Origin of the sequence: Nocardia alba NBRC 108234, assembly GCF_001612665.1 — a bacterium.
Lineage (GTDB): Bacteria > Actinomycetota > Actinomycetes > Mycobacteriales > Mycobacteriaceae > Nocardia > Nocardia alba.
This window is the reverse complement of sequence record NZ_BDAX01000002.1, coordinates 849,562-867,095: the sequence shown is the minus strand read 5'-3', so window position 1 is coordinate 867,095 and position 17,534 is coordinate 849,562. Positions and strand designations below refer to the sequence as shown.

The following is a 17,534-nucleotide window of genomic DNA, read 5'->3' as shown; positions in this document are numbered from 1 at the left end:
TCGCTACTCGGACTTGGCCTGGATGAACGCGTCGGCGTATCCGGCGATCGCGGCGGGATCGGAATAGGGCAGCCAATGCCCGCGCAGCAGGTCGTGCCGAACGACCTGATCGGCCCATTCGGCGGTGTCGTCGTAGCCCGCGGGACGCACGGCGATGTCGCGGGTATTGACCAGCAACTGCACGGGCACGGTGGTGCGTCGCTCCCGTGGCGCGACCATGCGGGCGATGATGTTGGCCCGATAGAAGCGCAGCCCCGAGATCATGTCCTGTTTCAGGGTCGGCGCCAGCGAGATCTGATCGGGGGAGGTGCCCTCGACGACGCGCAGGAACAGCTTCCACATCTTCTCGGTGCCGACGAGACGGAAGAACAGTCCCGGCAGGACCGGGAGCATGAAGAAAGTGGTGTAGGCCGAGGACAGGCACTGGCTGAGCGCACCCCGGATGCCGCGCGGGGTGCCCGACCGCACGCCACGACGCATCCAGATGGCGAGGTGGTCGAGGTTGGGGCCCGAAATCGAGGTGAACGACGCCACGTACTGGTCCGCGCCGGGCTCGCACACCGCTTCCCAGACCTGGACCGAGCCCCAGTCGTGAGCCACGACGTGCACGGGTTCGGTGGGGCTCACGGCCTCCACCACGGCGAAGAAGTCGGTCGCGAGTCGGTTCAGCTCGTAGGCCGATACCTGGGTCGGCGCGCTGGACTGTCCGTACCCGCGCGTGTCGTAGGAGATCACGCGGTATCTGTCCGAGAGCAGCGGAACCACGCCGTCCCACAGATGGTGGGTATCGGGCCAACCGTGGACGAGAACCACCGGAATGCCGTCCGCCGGGCCGAATTCGTAGACAGCGAGCGAGATGTCGCCGTTGCGCACCAGACGTGTTCTGGCCGACGCTGCCACGGGGTGGCGGTTGCCGACTTCGCGCCTCATCCGAGACTCCTTTCGGCACGGGGCTCCGTTGCTCCGCGCGCCATCGATAGTACCGCCGGTACCAGAAAATGGTACCGGCAGTACCTGGATTGTCTCGAGGAGTGGAACTGCCGCTGTCGACACCCACTCGGTGTCCGCCTGCGATACGGCGGCCGATCCCCCGCGCCGCGCCGCTATCCTGGCCGTACGCGAAAGGCGGATCAGGGAGAACAGTGACTACCTCGTCTAGACCGGCTCGCCGGTCGCCCGTACGGTTGCTCACCCGCGAACAGGTCATCGCGGGCGCGGTCCGGTGCATCGACCGCGACGGACCCCACCTGAGCATGGAGGCGCTGGCCCGCGAGATGGGCGTCGCCAAACCACGCCTGTACCGCATGTTCGCCGACAAATCCGAGCTCGACGGCGCCGTCTCGGACTGGCTCGTCGCGCAGATCTACGCGGCCGTCGCGCCGGACCTGTCGCTGATCATGCAGCCGCCCAGGGCCACGATCCATCGGTTCCTCACCGCCTATACCGGGGTCATCGCCGAACATCCCGATGTGTTCCGGTTCCTCGTTCTCACCCAGAGCGTCTCGAGCGCCGACCCGTCGGCTCGGCCGTTGGACATCGGCCGGCGCCTCTCGCACGACCTGGCCGAGCGCAGCCGCAGCGTGCTGTCCTCGGTCGCACTCGATACCGACGGTATCGATCATCTGCTGCGTGGCATCGTCGGTTTCGTCATGGCCGTCACCGACCTGTGGCTCGACACCGATCCCGTCCCGCTGCCGGAACCGACGGCACTGTTCGTCGATCGCACGACCAATGCCGTCGTGCAGCTGTTCGACGGCTTCCTGCGCGAGCAGGGCGTCGTCATCGAGCCCGACATGTCGGTGGCGGCGACCCTGGCCACCATCACCGAGAACGCGCCGCCGCTCGACTGACCCCGGCGGTGTTCGCGGGTCAGGCTTTCATCTCGTAGGCCCCGGCCAGCGCGCGCGCCTTGCCGAGGACCCGCTCGAAGCGGGCGTCGTCGAAGACCGGCCGACGAACCAGGTCGAGTGCCCGGTGCTGCTGGGTGGGGGTGGCGGTCGGCTTGTTGTGCAGGGTGAGCGCGTTCGCGGAGAAGGCGCGCACGAAGCCGTCGAAGATCTGGTCGATCACCGCCGGGTCGGTGCCGTCGATGCGCGCCTGTTCCAGCACCAGTTGCGCGTAGGGCACCGCGGTGAAGAGCTCGCCGAACGCGAACAGGAAGTCCACGTCCTGCTGCTGCGACGAGGTCGGTGCGGCGACCGCGAGCAGTGCCTGCAGGGCCAGCACCTGCTCGAGGAACACCGCGACGTTCGCGATGTCGCGGAAGCTCTCGAACACGGGGCGCCAGTCCGCGAAGCGAATACGGCCCAGGCCACTGCTCGGTCCCTGCCGGAACAGGAACTCGTCGTCGGCGGTGTCGTGGCGTGTGGGCACCGGAGCGTAAGCGGCACTGGCGAATTCGGCACGCAGTGGCTTCACGACCGCGCCCAGCCGCGGGGTGACCTTGCGGCTCGACCACGTGAGAGCGCCGGCGACCGCGCGGGTGGCTGCCTTGGGTGCCACCGAGGCGCCCGGCAACGACCGCATTGCCGCCAGGCCGGCGTCGGCGGGGTGGAACATGTAGTTGGCCATGAACTTCAGCGATAGCGCCATGTTCACGTGGACGGTGCCCTCGAGTCGTGGCAGGCCGAACATGGCCGTCATCGCGACCGGGAAGTACATGTCGTTCTCGAATCCACGCGCGGCGATCACATCGGCGAGGTCCTCGATCACGCGCTGGCCCTGGCGTGTCACCGACATCTTCTCGATGGCGTTGAACAGCAGATAGCGGCGATCGTCCGGGGAGGCCGAGCGCATGTAGTCCACCGCGCGGGCGCTGTAGAGCTTCATCGCGGCGATGCGCGCGTAGGAATCGGCGATCAGCGCGCGGACCTGAGGGAACTCGGTGACCCTGTGCCCGAACAGAATCCGGTTCTCGGCGTGGTCGATCGCCTCGTAGAAGGAATGCTCACAGGCGCCGATCGCGCCGAAACCGAGGTTGAACTTACCCACGTTGACCGTGTTCATCGCAGCGTGGAACGCGTCCTCGCCGCGATGCAGGATGTCGTTCTCGGCGACGGGATAGTTCTCCAGATCGAAAGCCGCGACGTAGATCTGGCTGTTCACGACGTTGTTCTTCAGCTTGTACGCGTCGTGCTGGGAGTCGGCGACGAAGAAGAGATACCCCTCGTAATCCTGCTGCGTCGGCTTGTCCCGCAAGGCCGCGGCGCTGTCGATGATCGGCTTGTCCGAGCGGCGACCGAACACCGAGACCATCGAGGCCAGGTTGCCGTTGCCGATGTAGTGCTTGCCGCCGGTGGCGGTGTATCCGCCGTCGGGCTGTGGGTCGACGATCATGTCGGTCGAGTACACGTCGGCGCCGTGTTCCTTCTCCGACAGGCCGAACGCGAAGATCGCACCGGAGTCCAGCTGGGCCGCGGCTTTCTTCTTGGCCACGGCGTTGTCGCTCTGCCAGATCGGGCCGAGGCCGAGGATGGTGACCTGCCAGATGTACCAGTAGGTCATGCCGTAGAAGCCGAAAATCTGGCTCAGCATGGCGTTGCGCGAGGTGTCCCAGCGCTTGTCCGGGTCACCGCCCGCCTCGGCCGCGGGGGTGAGGAAGGTGGCGAACAGTCGTTCCCGCTTGACGAAGTCGAGGAACTCCGACGGCCAGACGCGGGACCGATCGTCGTCGAGCAGTCGATTCTTGCCGCGGGTCTCGAACCAGTCGACTGTCGCCCGCAGCAGCCTGCGCGTCTGCGGATCGAACTGCGCGAAGTCGGCGGTGTTCGGGTTGAAGAAGTCCTGGGGCATCGTCGCTCCTCGGGCGGGCATCCAGCGGGTCGGACGGTTCATTCGTCACTGTAGCATTTTCATACACCTATGTAGGAATGCGGGGGTGGTTGCTATGGTGGGCGCATGGGTAGCGAGACGGCCACGCAGCGGCGAGGGCGGGCCGCGCACCTCGGCCCCGAGCGGCGCAGACCGCAGGTGCTCGACGCGGCACTCGCCATCGCCGCCGACGACGGCATCGCCGCGGTCACGATGGGCGCGGTGGCCGACTACATGAAGGTCACCCGCCCGGTGATCTACGCCTGCTTCCCGGACCGGGTCGAACTGATCGACGCGCTGATCCAGCGCGAGGAGGATTTTCTGATCTCCGGTGTGCTCGATGTGCTGCCGCCGCGCACGACCGACGCCGACGAGACGGTCTTCGTCGAGGGTTTCCGCACCCTGCTCGACAAGGCGTCCGAGCGCCCCGATGCCTGGCGGCTGATCTACGGCAACCCCGACCCCGCGGTGGCCGGATCCTTCGGACGCGGTCGACAGCTGGCGATCGAGCGCTGCACGACGTTGCTCCGTCCGACGTTGCAGGCCTGGGGGGTCGACGACGCCGAACGCAAATTGCCCGCGCTGGTGGAGCTGTGGGTCTCGGCCGCCGAGAGCGCGGTCCGCACCCTGTTCGCTCACCGCGACGAATGGAATCCCGATGACCTCGGCGCGTTCGTCGGCTCGGCGGTCTACCGCGCCATGCGCAGCGCGTGACGCCCGAACTCACGGGCCGCGGCTACACATGACCGCGCCCCACCCGAGCCGGGCTCGGATGGGGCGTGTCGAGGATGGTCGGCGGCTGCGCCGTGGGTCAGGGTTTGCGGGCGACCGCGCCGTACGCCGAGATCGGCAGGGCCTGGCCCACCTCGGTGGTCTCCGAGCGCCACTGGGTGATCGAGACGACGCCGGGTTCGACTACTTCCAGGTCGTCGAAGATGCCGCGGATCTGGGCCTGCGTGCGCGGAACGTACGGTGTGCCGCCGGTGCCGGTGTAGTTCTCGCACAGGGTGACGTAGGCCTGGCTGTCGTCGGTCCCGTCCCAGTAGATCAGGTGGCTACCGGAGGGGACCGCGCCGATGACAGTGCGTACGATGCGCAGCAGGTCGTCGTAGGTTTTGGCGTGTCCGAGAACACCCATGAACATCACCGCGATCGGCTCGTTGAAGTTCAGCACGTTGCGCGCGTCGGCGATGATCTGTTCGGGGTCGTGGAAGTCGGCGTCGATGTAGGTGGTGACGCCTTCATCGGTGGTGCTGGTCAGCAGCGCGCGCGCGTGCGCGAGCACCAGCGGGTCGTTGTCCACGTAGACCACCTTGGCCTCCGGGGTGACGCCCTGGGCGACCTCGTGGGTGTTCTGCATCGTGGGCAGCCCGGTGCCGATGTCGAGGAACTGCTTGATGCCCCGTTCCTTCGCCACGAAACGGACGGCCCTGATCAGGTACTGCCGGGACTGCACGGCCATCGTCGCGATCTCGGGGTCGACCGCCAGCCCGGCGTCGCCGGCGATCTTGTCGATCTCGTAGTGGTCCTTGCCGCCCATCCAGTAGTTCCAGATCCGGGCGGAATGGGGGATATCGGTCCTGATCACCGGGGTCTGCACGTCGGCCATGAGCCTTGCTCCTCTGCAACTTTGACAGTGGCGCGCCCGTCCATGGGAGAACCACCAGCGACATAGCATCTGATCTGGCTGCGACAGTACAAGATTCACCCGGAAACGGGCGGGTCAATCCCGCGAACTTTCAGCACTGCGTGTGATGGCCGGAATCGGGTAAAGCCGACACATGATGACACTGCGCAAGAACGCTGTATCCGCCGTCCTCGCCGCGGCCGCGCTCGCGTCGCTCGCCACGGGCTGCGACCAGGTGGAGAAGGCGGTCAACAGAGGAGGCGACACGCCCTGTAGCGAGTACACCACCCAGACGCCGAAGGACCGGCGCACGACGGTGACGAAGTTTCTCGAGCAGGAGCGCGGCGAGGATGCGACCTCGAACCCGAACACCGTCGACCTGTCCGTCGCGGCCATCGATCTGATGTGTGGCGCGCAGGCCAACCCGGACACTCCCATTCGGCAGGCCGATCTGACAGGTGTGTTCGTGCCCAAGTGACCTCGAATTCTGCCGTGGGCAGAGCTTTTCGTCGGCACCGATAGTTCGATTTCACTGTGCGATCCCATTCCAAGTGTTCACTGCGACAAAGCCGTTCGGCCGGTAGCATCGCTAACGGCCCGGAAGGGCCAGTCCAGCAAGATGTTTCGCTCTGACCTCGGAAGACCGGGGTCCGCGAGGCGCCGGGTGATCGAGAGGTTTCGCATGGAAACGGTGACGAATCGGGTCGTATTGGACCCGACTGGGCAAGACATTCAGGGTGAGATCCGCGAGATCAGGGCGCACGGTCCCGCCACCAGGGTCGAGCTGCCGGGCGGGGTGCAGGCATGGTCGATCACCGATGCCGCGCTGTTGGAGAAACTGCTCGTCGATCCTCGGGTCTCCAAGGACGCGAGCCGGCACTGGCCCGCCTTCGTCGCCGGTGAGATCGCCCCGGATTGGCCGCTGTACCTGTGGGTTTCGGCGCCGAACATGTTCACCGCCTACGGCAGCGACCATCGCAGGCTGCGCAAGCTGGTCGCGCCCGCCTTCACCGCACGGCGCACCGAGGCCATGCGCGCGCAGGTCGAGCGCATCACCACCGAGTTGCTCGACGAGCTGGCCCGCACGCCCGCCGGTCAGACCGTGGACCTGCGCGAGCAGTTCGCCTACCCGCTGCCGATCCAGGTGATCTCGGAACTGATGGGCGTGCCGGAATCACTGAACCCCGGCCTGCGCACCTGCGTCGACGGCATCTTCGACACCACGCTCACCCCGGAGCAGTCGCAGGCCAACTACATGGAGATGTACCGGATCCTCGGCGAACTGGTGGCGTTGCGGCGCGAACAGCCCGGCGACGACATCACCAGCCTGCTGATCGTCCAGCGCGACGAGGACGAGGGTCAGCTCACCGAGGAAGAGCTCGTCGCCACCCTGCTGCTGGTCATCTCGGCGGGCCATGAGACCACCGTGAACCTGCTCGATCAGGCCATCACCGCGCTGCTCACCCGTCCCGATACGCTCACGAGTCTGCGCGAAGGCGCGATCACCTGGGCCGATCTGGTCGAGGAGACGCTGCGATTCGAAGCTCCGGTCGCGCATCTGCCGTTGCGTTTCGCGGTGGAGGACATCGACATCGACGGCGTCCAGTTCGCCGAGGGCGACCCGATTCTGGCGAGCTACGCCGGTGCCGCGCGTGACCCGAAGCTGCACGGCGACACCGCGAGCGAGTTCGATCCCACGCGAGAGAAGCAGTCGCACATGGCATTCGGCTACGGCGCGCATCACTGCCTCGGCGCGCCGCTGGCCCGGATGGAGGCGCTGGTGTCGCTGCCGGCGCTGTTCGAACGGTTCACCGAGCTGAAACTGGCTGTTCCCGTCGCCGAACTCGGCACCGTGCCCAGCTTCATCTCCAACGGCCACCGCCACCTGCCCGCCTACATCCACGGCGCGTAGCGACCTCCTCTGCTCGGCCGGCCCTCGGCCGAGCAGGGGAGAGTCAGTTGCCCGGCACCACCAGCGGTGCGGTGCTCGGGAACAGCACCGGCAGGCCCGCCAGCGCCCGGTGGAAAGGCCCGGGGCGCCAGACCAGTTCGTCCGCCGGGACCGCCAGCGTGATCTCGGGCAAGGCGTCGAGCAGTTGGTCGATGGCCTCCTGTGCGATCAGGTAGGCCGGAGACTTCGCCGGGCAGCCGTGCGGGCCGGTGCTCCACGCCAGGTGCGCGCGGTTGTCGAGGAAATCGCCGGTCCCGATCGCGGGATCGTTGTTGCACGCGGCCATGCTGATGACAACCGGCTGATGCGCGGGCAGCCACACATCGTCGACCAGGATCGGTTGCCGCGGATAGGTGGTGCAGAAGTTGGCCATGGGCGGGTCGGTGTAGAGCACCTCGTCGAGTGCGTCGCGGGTGGACAGGCTGCCGCCGAGCAAGCTGCCCGCGAACCGCTGATCGGTGAGCATCAGCCGCACCGTGTTGAGGATCAGATTGAGCATCGGCTCGATCCCCGCGCCGTACATCGTGAGTACCTGGTTCATCAACTCCTCGTCGGTGAGCCGCTGCGGATGCTGCACCAACCGGGTCGTCACATCGTCGCCGGGTTCGCGCTGCTTGAGCCGCACCAGGTCGTAGAGCGCGTCCTCCATCAGCTTGGTGCCCGCGGCCGCGGTGTCGCCACCCTCGAACATCTGTCCCATGCCGGTCGCGATGTCGCCGCCGATATCGGCGGGCACACCCAGCATCGCGTTGATGGTGGCGAAGATGACGGGAAAGGCGTACTGGCTCAGCAGATCCGCGCTGCCGTCCGCGCAGAAGGAATTGATCACCGGCATCGCGATCTGCTCGACGGTGCGGTGCAGCTGGTACAGGTCCACACCGGCCAGGCCGGCGACGGTGACCTGGCGGTGGCGCGTGTGCTCCGCGCCCGCGGTGCGAATCGCGTTGGGGCGGTAGCGCATCATCGGAAGCACCGGGCAGTCGGTGGGGATGTCACGCTCCCACATCTTCGGATCGGCGGGAAAATGGTCGGGATCGTTGAGGATCGCTACCGCGGTGCGGTAGCCGATCACGAGAGTGGCGGGCACGCCGGGCACCAGATCGACCGGCACCAGTGAGCCGAAACGGTGCCGCATCTCGCGGTAGGTGCGTTGGGGGTCGGCGGCGAATTCCGGCGAGTACAGCGGCACCCGGTCCTGGCCACTGCGCGAGTCCGGCGAAATGTCCAGTGTCACAGCGAGTACTCCTGAGTCGAGGATCGGTGCCTCGGCGACGCGCCGAGTTCGTGGCCGACCCTGGCGGCCAGCTCGTTCATGCGATGGGCGACTAGCGCGAGGTCCACATCGCCGGTCGTGGCGACGCCCAGCAGGGTGCCCGCGCCCGCCGCGGTGATCAACACCATGCCCTCGTCGTATTCGGTCATGTTCTGGCGCACGGTGTTCGCGTGCCCGCCGCAGAACTCGCCGAGCACCTTGCCCAGCGAGCGCAGCCCGCACGCGGCCGCCGCGAAACGCTCCGCGTCGTCGATGCCGATGGCGCCGGAGTGCGCCACGCGTAGACCGTCCTCGGATAACAACACCGCGAAGCGGACGCCGTCGAGCGCCAGGTCGTCGAGCAGCCACGCGAGGCGGTTGGTGGTGGTCGCGAGGGGAGTGCTCATCAGCTGTCGTGCCCTTTCGTCGAACGCGCGGCCGCGGCGCGGCCGTGTCGGGAGCCGCTGTGCCAGGCCGCGGCGAGCTCGGGGCGGGCGAGCCCCTCGGTGGTGTCGACACGCACGTCGGCCGGTGCGACGGTGCGGCGGGTGCGCTTGGGCAGCCCGCCGGTGGTCCGGTCGTGCTCGACCATCTCGGGCTCGATCACCTCCGGTTCGGGCGCCGCCCTGGAGATCTCGGGAACCGGTGGTGGTGCGGGTTCCGGAGCCTCGGCATGCTTGGGCCGGTGCACCTCGGTGGCCGTGACGAGCAGTGCCGCGGGAACGAACACCATCGCCCTGGTGCCGCCGTAGATATTGGGTCCGTCGACATAGGCGGCGAAGCCGTAGCGGCGCGCGAGCGCCGCGACGCCCGGAAACCCGACCCGCGGCGACGGGCCGAGCACGTTGATATCGACGACGCGCTCGCCCGAGAGCACCTGGCGCGCCTCCTCCATCTGCTCGTGGCTCATCCGCACGCCCGCGTCGTCGATGATCACGGTGACGCCGTGATGGCCCTGCTGGTAGGAGATATCGACGAACGACGACGGCGGCGAGTAGCGCAGCGCGTTGTCGAGCAGGGTCGCCACGGTGTGTACGAGCGGCTCGACCGCCCGGCTCATGACGACCAGTTCGCAGTTGCCCGCGCGCACGCGCAGATAGTCGCGCACCCGGCCGGTGGCGCCGCCGACCACGTCGCCGACGGTCTGCTGCGGCCAGCGCCGGCCCGGCAGCCCGCCGGAGACGATGACGTAGGCCTGGGCTTGGCGGATCATCTGCTGGACCGTGTGGTCGATCCTGGTGAGGGTCGCGTAGACCTCGTCGTTGCGGTTCTCCCGCAGCGCGTTGCTCACGACCTGGCCCACGTCGGCGCCGAGGCTGACCACGGTGGTGCCGAACGCGCGCACGGCGTTGCTGGTGGCGGCGCGAGCGTCGGCGCCGACCTGGGCGCGTGTGGCTTCCCGTGCCGCCTCGACCTGCGCCGCGATGCGTTCTTCGGCGGCCCGGTCGGCGCGGGCCGCCTCGTGTTCGAGCATCCGCAGCTCTTCGGCGTGGGCGAGCGACATCTGCTCCATCGCCGTGTCCTTGGTGTGGAGGTCGCGCTCGGCCACCGCCAGGCGGCCGCGGATCTGACGTTCGTTGCGCAGGGCCTGTAGCGCGACAGCGACCGCGCCGAGCAGGACCAGGGTGGCGATGGAGAACAAGAAGACCGCGAGCGTCGGAGTCATCGGTTCCTTTGTCGTCTGTACCGACCGAAGAGCCGTGGTGGCCGGGTCCTCGCCGGTCTCTCCGACGAGACTTCTCACCGCGTTCGCTCCCACACCGTGTGCGTCGCAACACAATTCGACACCGCGCAGGTGAGGTCGATCGAGACCGGACTCACTGCCCGGGGTTTCGGCGATGTCGGACACGTTAGCAAAGCGAACCTGCGGGTGCACGAAACGGGTTGCTGCAGAACGTAACTCGCATTGTGTTCGAGGGTGGTGAATCGATACCGGCGGCCGACCCCCGCCGTGTACGGTTGAACGCATCCAGGTCAGCCGTAGACCAGCGGCGACCAACGCGTCGTCGCCGCACTCGGTTTCGAGTTCCGGCTCCTGTTCCTCTCGTCTCCCCGCCGCGGCGCCGTCGATCGATTCGAGGAAGAGCCTCCCATGACCAGCGATCTCGACGACGACCCGTCCGACATGCCACCCGCCGACCCGGGGGATGAGGACCCCACTGTCCACTGGCCCGAGCCGAGCCCGCTGCAATCGTGGTGGACCGACATCATGGGCGCGAAGAAACCCCGCCGGTTCGGTCAGCAGAGCTGATCCCGCCGGCATGACCCACCAGGGCCGCACCGTTCACGGTGCGGCCCTTGTCGTGTTCGGGTCGTCTTCGCCGGGGTATTGACCTGGACGTGGTGTCCAACCTAAATTACATGGACACCGTGTCTCAGGTATTCGGGACACACGGCACACGGGAGTGCGTTCATGACACAGAAGGTGTTCGTCGTCGGCGTCGGCATGACGAAATTCGAGAAGCCGGGTGCGCGGGAGTGGGACTACCCGGACATGGCCCGTGAGGCGGGGACCAAGGCCCTCGCCGATGCCGGAATCGACTACGACCAGGTCCAACAGGCCTATGTCGGCTACGTGTACGGCGAGTCCACCTCGGGTCAGCGCGCGGTCTACGAGCTCGGGCTGACCGGCATTCCGGTGGTCAATGTGAACAACAACTGTTCGACCGGTTCGACCGCGCTCTACCTGGCGGCGCAAGCGGTGCGCGGTGGGCTCGCCGAGTGCACCCTCGCCCTGGGTTTCGAGAAGATGCAGCCCGGCTCGCTCGGTTCGACCTACGACGACCGTGAGCAGCCGATGATGAAGCACCTGCTGGCGCTGGCCGAACTGCAGGAGTTCGCGATGCCGCCCGCGCCGTACATGTTCGGCGCCGCGGGCAAGGAGCACATGGAGCTCTACGGCACCACGGCCGAGCAGTTCGCCAGGATCGGCGTGAAGAACCACAAGCACTCGGTGAACAATCCGTACGCGCAGTTCCAGAAGGAATACAGCCTCGCCGAAGTGCTCGAGGCCAAACAGATCTACGGCCCGCTGACCAAGCTGCAGTGCTCGCCGACCTCGGACGGTTCGGGCGCGGTGATCCTGGCGAGCGAGGACTTCGTCGATCGGCACAACCTGGCCGACCGCGCGGTCGAGATCGTCGGGCAGTCGATGGTCACCGACCTCGCCTCGACGTTCACCGACCCGACCGCGATCGACCTGGTCGGCTCGTCGATGTCGCGGACCGCCGCCGAAGCCGTGTACGCCGAGGCCGGAATCGGACCCGAGGACGTCGATGTCATCGAACTGCACGACTGCTTCTCCACCAACGAACTCCTCACCTATGAGGCCCTCGGCCTGTGCGCGCCGGGCGAGGGCGGTCGACTCGTCGACGACAACGCCACCACCTACGGCGGCACGTGGGTCGTCAACCCCTCGGGCGGTCTGATCTCCAAGGGCCACCCCCTCGGGGCGACCGGTCTGGCCCAGTGCAGCGAGCTCACCTGGCAGCTGCGTGGCACCGCCGACGCCCGCCAGGTCGCCGACGCGCGAATCGCCCTGCAGCACAACATCGGTCTCGGTGGCGCGGTCGTGGTGACCGCCTACCGCCTCGCCAACCGCTGACTCGCTCACCCACCCGATCACACCAGGAGTAACCCATGGCATCTGTATCCGTCTCCACCGCACTTCCCGTCGCACCCGAGCTGGCCTGGGCCCGGCTGAGCGATCTCGCCAACTGGGAGCAATGGCTGACCATCCACCAGGGCTGGCGCGGCGATCTGCCCGCCGAGCTCGCCGCGGGCTCGCGCTTCACCGAGGTCGTGTCGGTGATGAACATGGCCAACAAGATCGAGTGGACCGTCGCCGAGGTCGTGCCGAACTCGTACCTGCGCATCACCGGCGCGGGCATGGCCGGTGTCACCATCGAATTCGTCCTGAAGGTGGACGCCACCGACGCCGGCTCCTCCGCCGCGTTCGATGCGAGCTTCAAGGGCGCGATGATCGTCGGCCCGATCGGCAAGGCCGTCGCCAAGCACGCCGAAGCCGATCTGAAGGAGTCGATGGCCAAGTTCACCGAACTCGTCGGTTCGGCCGCATGACCACGTCGGAATCGGCCGCGGTCGTCTTCGACGGCTCCGCGCTGGGGGAGTGGACCGACGAAGAGCGGTTCACGGTCACCGCCGAGCGGATCGCCGAATACGCCGCGGCGACCAATGATCCGGTCCCCGCGCACCGCGCGGGCGAGATCGCGCCGCCGGTGTTCGCGGTGGTGCCGGTGTTCACTTCGATGGCGCCTGCCGCGCTGTCGGTCGCGCCGGTGGAACTGTTGATGAAGCTGGTCCACGGCGAGCAGGACTTCCTGTTCCACCGTCCGATCCGGGCCGGTGACGAACTGGTGGTGCGGGCCAAGCCGATCGGTTACGTCGGCCGCCCGAACGGCTCGACTGTGGTCATCTACGCCGAAACTCGTGACGCGGCGGGCGAACTCGTCAACGAGCAGTGGATGACCGCGTTCTTCCGCAAGGTCGACGCCGGTCCCGGTGCGGGGGAACCAGCCCCCGCCCACCGGATCACCGACGAGGACCGGGCGGGAGATCCGGCGGCGCGGGTCACCGCCCATATCGACGACGACCAGACCTTCCGCTACTCACCGGCCTCGGGCGACCCGATGCCGATCCACCTCGACGACGAGATCGCCCGCATGGCAGGGCTTCCCGGCATCATCAACCACGGTCTGTGCACCATGGCGTTCACCTCGTGGGCCGCGCTGACCGAACTCGCCGACGGCGACACCGCGCGCCTGCGCAGGCTCGCCGTGCGTTTCGCCAAGCCGGTGCTGCCCGGCCAGGACGTGACCACCACCTTCTGGCCCACCGTATCCGCTGACCCCGGTGTGCGGGCCTACGCCTTCGAGACCGAAGCCGCGGGTGCGCTCGCGATCACCGACGGTCGCGTCGAAATCAACTAGGAGATAAGACTCATGGGAAAACTCGACGGTCGGGTCGCGGTCATCACCGGCGCCGGTCGCGGCATCGGCCGTGAACACGCGCTGCTGTTCGCCCGCGAAGGCGCCCGGGTCGTGGTCAACGACCTCGGCGGCGCCAACGACGGCACCGGCACCGACGCGGGCCCGGCCCAGCAAGTGGTGGACGAGATCGTCGCCGCGGGCGGTACCGCGGTCGCCAACACCGACGACATCGCCACCTGGGACGGCGCGAAAGCGCTGGTCGACCAAGCGATCAGCGAATACGGCAGCCTGGACATCGTGGTGAACAACGCGGGCATCCTGCGCGACGCGTTCATCGCGAGCATGGACGAATCGCAGTGGGATTCGGTCATCGCGGTGCACCTCAAGGGCCACGCCGCCACGTTGCATCACGCCGCCGCGTACTGGAAGGCGCAGTCCAAGGCCGGTACTCCGGTGTCGGCGTCGGTGATCAACACCGCCTCGGCCTCCGGCACGTTCATGCCCAACGCCGGTCAGGGCAACTACGGTGCCGCCAAGGCGGGCATCGCCGCGCTCACGCTGGTCGCCGCCGACGAACTCGAACGCTACGGCGTGCGAGTGAACGCGATCGCCCCGATCGCGCGCACCCGCCTCACCTTGGCGACGCCCGGTATGGGCGCGCTGTTCGCCGCCGAGGTGCCGGAGGGTGAGTTCGACGCGTTCTCCCCGGCCAACATCTCCCCGCTGGTCGCCCACCTCGCCGAGGCCGACTGCGCGATCACCGGCAAGGTGTTCGCCGTCCAGGGCGGGGCGATCGTCGAACTGGCCGGTTGGCACGACGTGCGCACCGTCGAGACCGACGGTCCGTGGACCATCGACGAGGTGGCCGCCCAGCTGAAAGAGACGAACTAGCCATGGCGCGCAACAGTTACGAGCTCGGAGTCGGCGTCAGCGAGGACCACCGGGCACTGGCCGACGCGGTCGCCGGTTTCGTCGAGCGGACCATCACCGCCGAGGTCGTCCGGGCCGCGGTCGAGTCCACCGATGAGGGCAAAGTCCTGCCGTTCTGGGACGCCCTCGTCGCCCAGGATCTGCTGGGCCTGCACATCGCCGAGGAACTCGGCGGTCAGGGCGCGGGGCTGCTGACACTGGCCGTCGCGCTCGAACCGCTCGGGCGTGGCGCGCATACGGGCCCGTTCGTGCCGACCGTGCTCGCCGGTGCGGTGCTGGCCGCCGCCTATGGCGCTCGGGCCGAGGACAATTCGGCCCTGGCTCGGCTCGCCGGACTGACGGACGGGTCGCGCACCGGTGCGGTGGCGCTGACCTCGGATCTGACCGGGACGCTGACCGATGGCACGTTGACCGTCAGCGGAACGGCCGACGGTGTGGCGGGGGCGGTATCGGCCGATGTCGTCATCGCGCCCGTCGCGGTGGCGGGCGAACAGCGCTGGGTCGTCTTCGAGAACATCGAACTGGCGATCAGCGCCCAGGACAGCATCGACGTGCTGCGCGGTGCCGGCCGGTTGCAGGCCGATGCGGTCGAGATCTCGTTCGATCGGGTGCTCGACGTGGGTTCGGCGCGCGTGCGTTCGGTGGCCGCGGTGGTGCTCGGCGCCGAAGCGGTCGGGGTGATGTCGTGGTGTGTGTCCACCGCGTCGGAATACGCCAAGACCCGGGTGCAGTTCGGTCGGCCCATCGGGCAGTTCCAAGGTGTCAAACACAAGTGCGCCCAGATGGGCATCGCGCTGGAGAAGGCGCGGGCCGTGCTGTGGGACGCCGCTTCCGCTCTCGATCGCGCCGACGACACCGCCGAGTACGCGGCGGCCGTCGCGGCGCTGATCATCCCCGATGCCGCGGTGCAGGTCGCCCAGGAGTGCATCCAGGTGCACGGCGGTATCGGCTTCACCTGGGAGCACGACGCGCACCTGTACTACCGGCGGGCGCTCGCGCTGCGCGGGCAGCTCGGCGCGCGCGACGAACGGGCCGACGCGGTGGCCGGTTACGCGCTGTCGGGGCTCACCCTGTCGAGCGAGCTGGAACTGCCCGCCGAGGCCGAGCGGATCCGGACGGCGGTGCGGGCCGAGCTGGCCGAGATCGCGGCGATCGACGACGAGGACGACCAGCTCGTCGCGCTCGGTGACGGTGGCTGGAACCTGCCCCATCTGCCGCGTCCCTACGGCCGCTCGGCCTCGCCGCTCGAACAGGTGGTGATCGCACAGGAGATCAAGACCTCCGGAATCCAGATGCCGCAGTTACTGATGGGCACCTGGGCGGTCGGGGCGCTCGTTCCGCACGGTGACGAACGGCAGAAGCGGGAACTCGTCGTGCCGACACTGCGCGGCGAGCTGGTGTGGTGTCAGCTGTTCAGCGAACCGGGCGCGGGTTCGGATCTGGCGAGCCTGACCACCAAAGCCACCAGGGTCGATGGTGGCTGGCGGGTGAGCGGACAGAAGATCTGGACCACGGTCGCGCAGTTCTCCGACTGGGCGATGCTGATCGCGCGCACCAGCCCCGACAAGCCCAAGCACGAGGGGATCACCTACTTCGTGCTCGACATGTCCAGCCCCGGGATCACGGTGCGCCCGCTGCGGGAGATGACCGGATCGGCGCTGTTCAACGAGGTGTTCCTCGACGACGTGTTCATCCCCGACGAGAACGTGGTCGGCGGGGTCGACGACGGCTGGCACGTGGCCCGCACGACCCTCGCGGGTGAGCGGGTGGCGCTGAGCCAGAAGATGGAGGCCTACGCCACCGACACCGACCTGCTGCGCTTCGCGATCGGCCGCGATCTGTCGCCGGTGGCGCGATACCGGCTCGGTGAGCTCATGGCCGAGAGTCGAGCGGTGGACGTGATCGGTTCGCGGGTGGTGCTCCAGCAGCTGTCCGGAATCGACGTGTCCACCACGTCCAGCGTCGGAAAACTGTTGGGAATGGCGCTGGGTCAAGCGATTTCGGAGTACGTCGTCGCCGAACTCGGCGTCGCCGGGGTGGTGTCGGTGCCCGGTGAGCGCAGTGATCACGCGATGGAGCAGCTGATCGCGGGCCGTGCCACCACCATCTACGGCGGCACCACCGAGGTTCAGCTCAATGTCATCGGTGAACGGATGCTCGGCCTGCCGCGCGACGCGGCCCACGGATGAGCACCCCGGGCGTCGGGTGATCCCCGGCGCCCGGGCGTGGCCGGGTCGGTGGCGCGGCTGGACTACAGTTCGTCGTTGTATTCCGCGGAGCGCCGATCCGGTCGCTGTGCTCGCCCCGGGTCCGGTGAAGGAGATGATGACGTGACCGCACAGCGCACCGACGGCAGGGCCAGCCGCTGGGACCGTCACCGCGCCGACCGCCGCGAGCTCATTCTCGCCGCCGCCCTGGATGCCGTGCAGTCGCAGGGCGCCTCGGTCGGTGTCCAGGAGATCGCCGACCTCGCCGGTGTTCCCCGATCGGTGCTGTACCGCCTGTTCAAAGACCGCCACGATCTCGACGAACAGCTGCGCACCCGCATCATCGACGACCTGATGGCGGTACTCGCCCCCACCCTGAACCCCGAGGGCACCGTCGCCGAGGCGATCGCGCGCTCCGTCGACGCCTATGTGGGCTGGATCGCGACCAATCCGCGTCTGCACTATTTCCTCGGCGCCGGATCCGGCGCCAGCAAGGATCACAACTCGCCGATCGTGTCCGGTACCAAGATCGCCATCGCGGGTACTGTTCGCGAGGTGTTCGAGAGCGCGCTGCGGGCACAGTCCGCGCCGGTGGCGGTCGCCGAACCGATGTCGTTCGGCCTGGTCAGCTTTGTCGACGGCAGTGTGAACCGGTGGTTGAGCCGGTCGATGCAGCCGATGGACGCCGCGGAATTGTCGTCCTACCTGCAGATCGCCATCTGGGCGATCATCGACGCCAGCCTGCGCGAGGTCGGCGTCACGCTCGATCCGCGCACGTCGATCGCCGAGCTGACGGCGCAAAGTTAGA

Annotated in this window: 17 protein-coding genes; 11 read left to right on the top strand and 6 right to left on the bottom strand. The window is 67.9% G+C overall.

The window, feature by feature from the left end:
• Window positions 1–3: 3 nt before the first annotated feature.
• Complete coding sequence (locus NA12_RS05610) at window positions 4–930, bottom strand: alpha/beta fold hydrolase (protein ID WP_067446731.1); 927 nt, start codon at window positions 928–930, stop codon at window positions 4–6.
• A 212-nt stretch (window positions 931–1,142) separates the two neighbouring features.
• Between NA12_RS05610 and NA12_RS05605 the strand changes: the two genes are divergently transcribed.
• On the top strand, window positions 1,143–1,850 hold the full coding sequence (locus NA12_RS05605) for a TetR/AcrR family transcriptional regulator (protein WP_067446730.1): 708 nt from the start codon (window positions 1,143–1,145) through the stop codon (window positions 1,848–1,850).
• A gap of 19 nt (window positions 1,851–1,869) precedes the next feature.
• Here the strand turns inward: NA12_RS05605 and NA12_RS05600 are convergent, their stop codons facing one another.
• Entirely contained in the window at window positions 1,870–3,792 is a 1,923-nt protein-coding gene (locus NA12_RS05600; protein ID WP_067446728.1) for an acyl-CoA dehydrogenase family protein, read from the bottom strand.
• 105 nt (window positions 3,793–3,897) lie between these two features.
• Here NA12_RS05600 and NA12_RS05595 point away from each other — a divergent pair, with 105 nt between their 5' ends.
• Complete coding sequence (locus NA12_RS05595) at window positions 3,898–4,524, top strand: TetR family transcriptional regulator (RefSeq protein ID WP_067446726.1); 627 nt, start codon at window positions 3,898–3,900, stop codon at window positions 4,522–4,524.
• A 97-nt stretch (window positions 4,525–4,621) separates the two neighbouring features.
• Here NA12_RS05595 and NA12_RS05590 read toward each other — a convergent pair whose 3' ends face one another.
• Window positions 4,622–5,419: an SAM-dependent methyltransferase gene (locus tag NA12_RS05590; protein ID WP_067446724.1), complete on the bottom strand. Its 798-nt coding sequence runs from the start codon at window positions 5,417–5,419 to the stop codon at window positions 4,622–4,624.
• 172 nt (window positions 5,420–5,591) lie between these two features.
• On the opposite strand from NA12_RS05590, the gene NA12_RS05585 reads away from it, so the two are divergent.
• Complete coding sequence (locus NA12_RS05585) at window positions 5,592–5,915, top strand: hypothetical protein (protein WP_243654921.1); 324 nt, start codon at window positions 5,592–5,594, stop codon at window positions 5,913–5,915.
• A 204-nt stretch (window positions 5,916–6,119) separates the two neighbouring features.
• Window positions 6,120–7,349: a cytochrome P450 family protein gene (locus tag NA12_RS05580; protein WP_067446722.1), complete on the top strand. Its 1,230-nt coding sequence runs from the start codon at window positions 6,120–6,122 to the stop codon at window positions 7,347–7,349.
• 43 nt (window positions 7,350–7,392) lie between these two features.
• Here NA12_RS05580 and NA12_RS05575 read toward each other — a convergent pair whose 3' ends face one another.
• The 3 genes from NA12_RS05575 to NA12_RS05565 are packed head-to-tail and all read right to left on the bottom strand — an operon-like array spanning window position 7,393 to window position 10,306.
• Window positions 7,393–8,616 (bottom strand): cytochrome P450, encoded by a 1,224-nt coding sequence (locus tag NA12_RS05575; protein ID WP_371855977.1) that lies wholly within the window; start codon window positions 8,614–8,616, stop codon window positions 7,393–7,395.
• Window positions 8,617–8,618: 2 nt separating this feature from the next.
• On the bottom strand, window positions 8,619–9,047 hold the full coding sequence (locus tag NA12_RS05570; RefSeq protein ID WP_067446718.1) for a roadblock/LC7 domain-containing protein: 429 nt from the start codon (window positions 9,045–9,047) through the stop codon (window positions 8,619–8,621).
• Complete coding sequence (locus NA12_RS05565) at window positions 9,047–10,306, bottom strand: sensor histidine kinase (protein WP_067447540.1); 1,260 nt, start codon at window positions 10,304–10,306, stop codon at window positions 9,047–9,049. Before NA12_RS05565 ends, NA12_RS05570 begins: the two co-directional genes overlap by 1 nt.
• A gap of 426 nt (window positions 10,307–10,732) precedes the next feature.
• On the opposite strand from NA12_RS05565, the gene NA12_RS33515 reads away from it, so the two are divergent.
• The 7 genes from NA12_RS33515 (at window position 10,733) to NA12_RS05535 (ending at window position 17,533) form a co-directional block, all read left to right on the top strand.
• Window positions 10,733–10,891, top strand: a complete 159-nt coding sequence (locus tag NA12_RS33515; protein WP_157106378.1) for a hypothetical protein — start codon at window positions 10,733–10,735, stop codon at window positions 10,889–10,891.
• 162 nt (window positions 10,892–11,053) lie between these two features.
• Window positions 11,054–12,244, top strand: a complete 1,191-nt coding sequence (locus NA12_RS05560) for a lipid-transfer protein (RefSeq protein WP_067446716.1) — start codon at window positions 11,054–11,056, stop codon at window positions 12,242–12,244.
• 35 nt (window positions 12,245–12,279) lie between these two features.
• Window positions 12,280–12,720, top strand: coding sequence for a type II toxin-antitoxin system Rv0910 family toxin (locus tag NA12_RS05555; protein ID WP_067446714.1), 441 nt, complete (start codon window positions 12,280–12,282; stop codon window positions 12,718–12,720).
• The gene (locus NA12_RS05550; RefSeq protein ID WP_067446712.1) at window positions 12,717–13,589 is read left to right on the top strand and encodes a MaoC/PaaZ C-terminal domain-containing protein; all 873 of its coding nucleotides are present in this window, start codon (window positions 12,717–12,719) and stop codon (window positions 13,587–13,589) included. Before NA12_RS05555 ends, NA12_RS05550 begins: the two co-directional genes overlap by 4 nt.
• Window positions 13,590–13,601: 12 nt before the next feature.
• Window positions 13,602–14,480: an SDR family oxidoreductase gene (locus NA12_RS05545; protein ID WP_067446710.1), complete on the top strand. Its 879-nt coding sequence runs from the start codon at window positions 13,602–13,604 to the stop codon at window positions 14,478–14,480.
• Window positions 14,481–14,482: 2 nt separating this feature from the next.
• Window positions 14,483–16,708 carry an acyl-CoA dehydrogenase family protein gene (locus tag NA12_RS05540; protein ID WP_067446708.1) on the top strand — a complete coding sequence of 742 codons (2,226 nt, stop codon included), beginning with the start codon at window positions 14,483–14,485 and terminating at the stop codon, window positions 16,706–16,708.
• 141 nt (window positions 16,709–16,849) lie between these two features.
• The gene (locus NA12_RS05535; RefSeq protein WP_067446706.1) at window positions 16,850–17,533 is read left to right on the top strand and encodes a TetR/AcrR family transcriptional regulator; all 684 of its coding nucleotides are present in this window, start codon (window positions 16,850–16,852) and stop codon (window positions 17,531–17,533) included.
• Window position 17,534: the final 1 nt, after the last annotated feature.

Bases quoted from the DNA above. Each gene is read 5' to 3' on its own strand.
- NA12_RS05590 (WP_067446724.1), bottom strand. From the start codon at position 5,419: ATGGCCGACGTGCAGACCCCGGTGATCAGGACCGATATCCCCCATTCC.
- NA12_RS05545 (WP_067446710.1), top strand. From the start codon at position 13,602: ATGGGAAAACTCGACGGTCGGGTCGCGGTCATCACCGGCGCCGGTCGC.
- NA12_RS05585 (WP_243654921.1), top strand. From the start codon at position 5,592: ATGATGACACTGCGCAAGAACGCTGTATCCGCCGTCCTCGCCGCGGCC.
- NA12_RS05560 (WP_067446716.1), top strand. From the start codon at position 11,054: ATGACACAGAAGGTGTTCGTCGTCGGCGTCGGCATGACGAAATTCGAG.
- NA12_RS05595 (WP_067446726.1), top strand. From the start codon at position 3,898: ATGGGTAGCGAGACGGCCACGCAGCGGCGAGGGCGGGCCGCGCACCTC.
- NA12_RS05540 (WP_067446708.1), top strand. From the start codon at position 14,483: ATGGCGCGCAACAGTTACGAGCTCGGAGTCGGCGTCAGCGAGGACCAC.
- NA12_RS05600 (WP_067446728.1), bottom strand. From the start codon at position 3,792: ATGCCCCAGGACTTCTTCAACCCGAACACCGCCGACTTCGCGCAGTTC.
- NA12_RS05550 (WP_067446712.1), top strand. From the start codon at position 12,717: ATGACCACGTCGGAATCGGCCGCGGTCGTCTTCGACGGCTCCGCGCTG.
- NA12_RS05570 (WP_067446718.1), bottom strand. From the start codon at position 9,047: ATGAGCACTCCCCTCGCGACCACCACCAACCGCCTCGCGTGGCTGCTC.
- NA12_RS33515 (WP_157106378.1), top strand. From the start codon at position 10,733: ATGACCAGCGATCTCGACGACGACCCGTCCGACATGCCACCCGCCGAC.
- NA12_RS05610 (WP_067446731.1), bottom strand. From the start codon at position 930: ATGAGGCGCGAAGTCGGCAACCGCCACCCCGTGGCAGCGTCGGCCAGA.
- NA12_RS05580 (WP_067446722.1), top strand. From the start codon at position 6,120: ATGGAAACGGTGACGAATCGGGTCGTATTGGACCCGACTGGGCAAGAC.
- NA12_RS05565 (WP_067447540.1), bottom strand. From the start codon at position 10,306: ATGACTCCGACGCTCGCGGTCTTCTTGTTCTCCATCGCCACCCTGGTC.
- NA12_RS05555 (WP_067446714.1), top strand. From the start codon at position 12,280: ATGGCATCTGTATCCGTCTCCACCGCACTTCCCGTCGCACCCGAGCTG.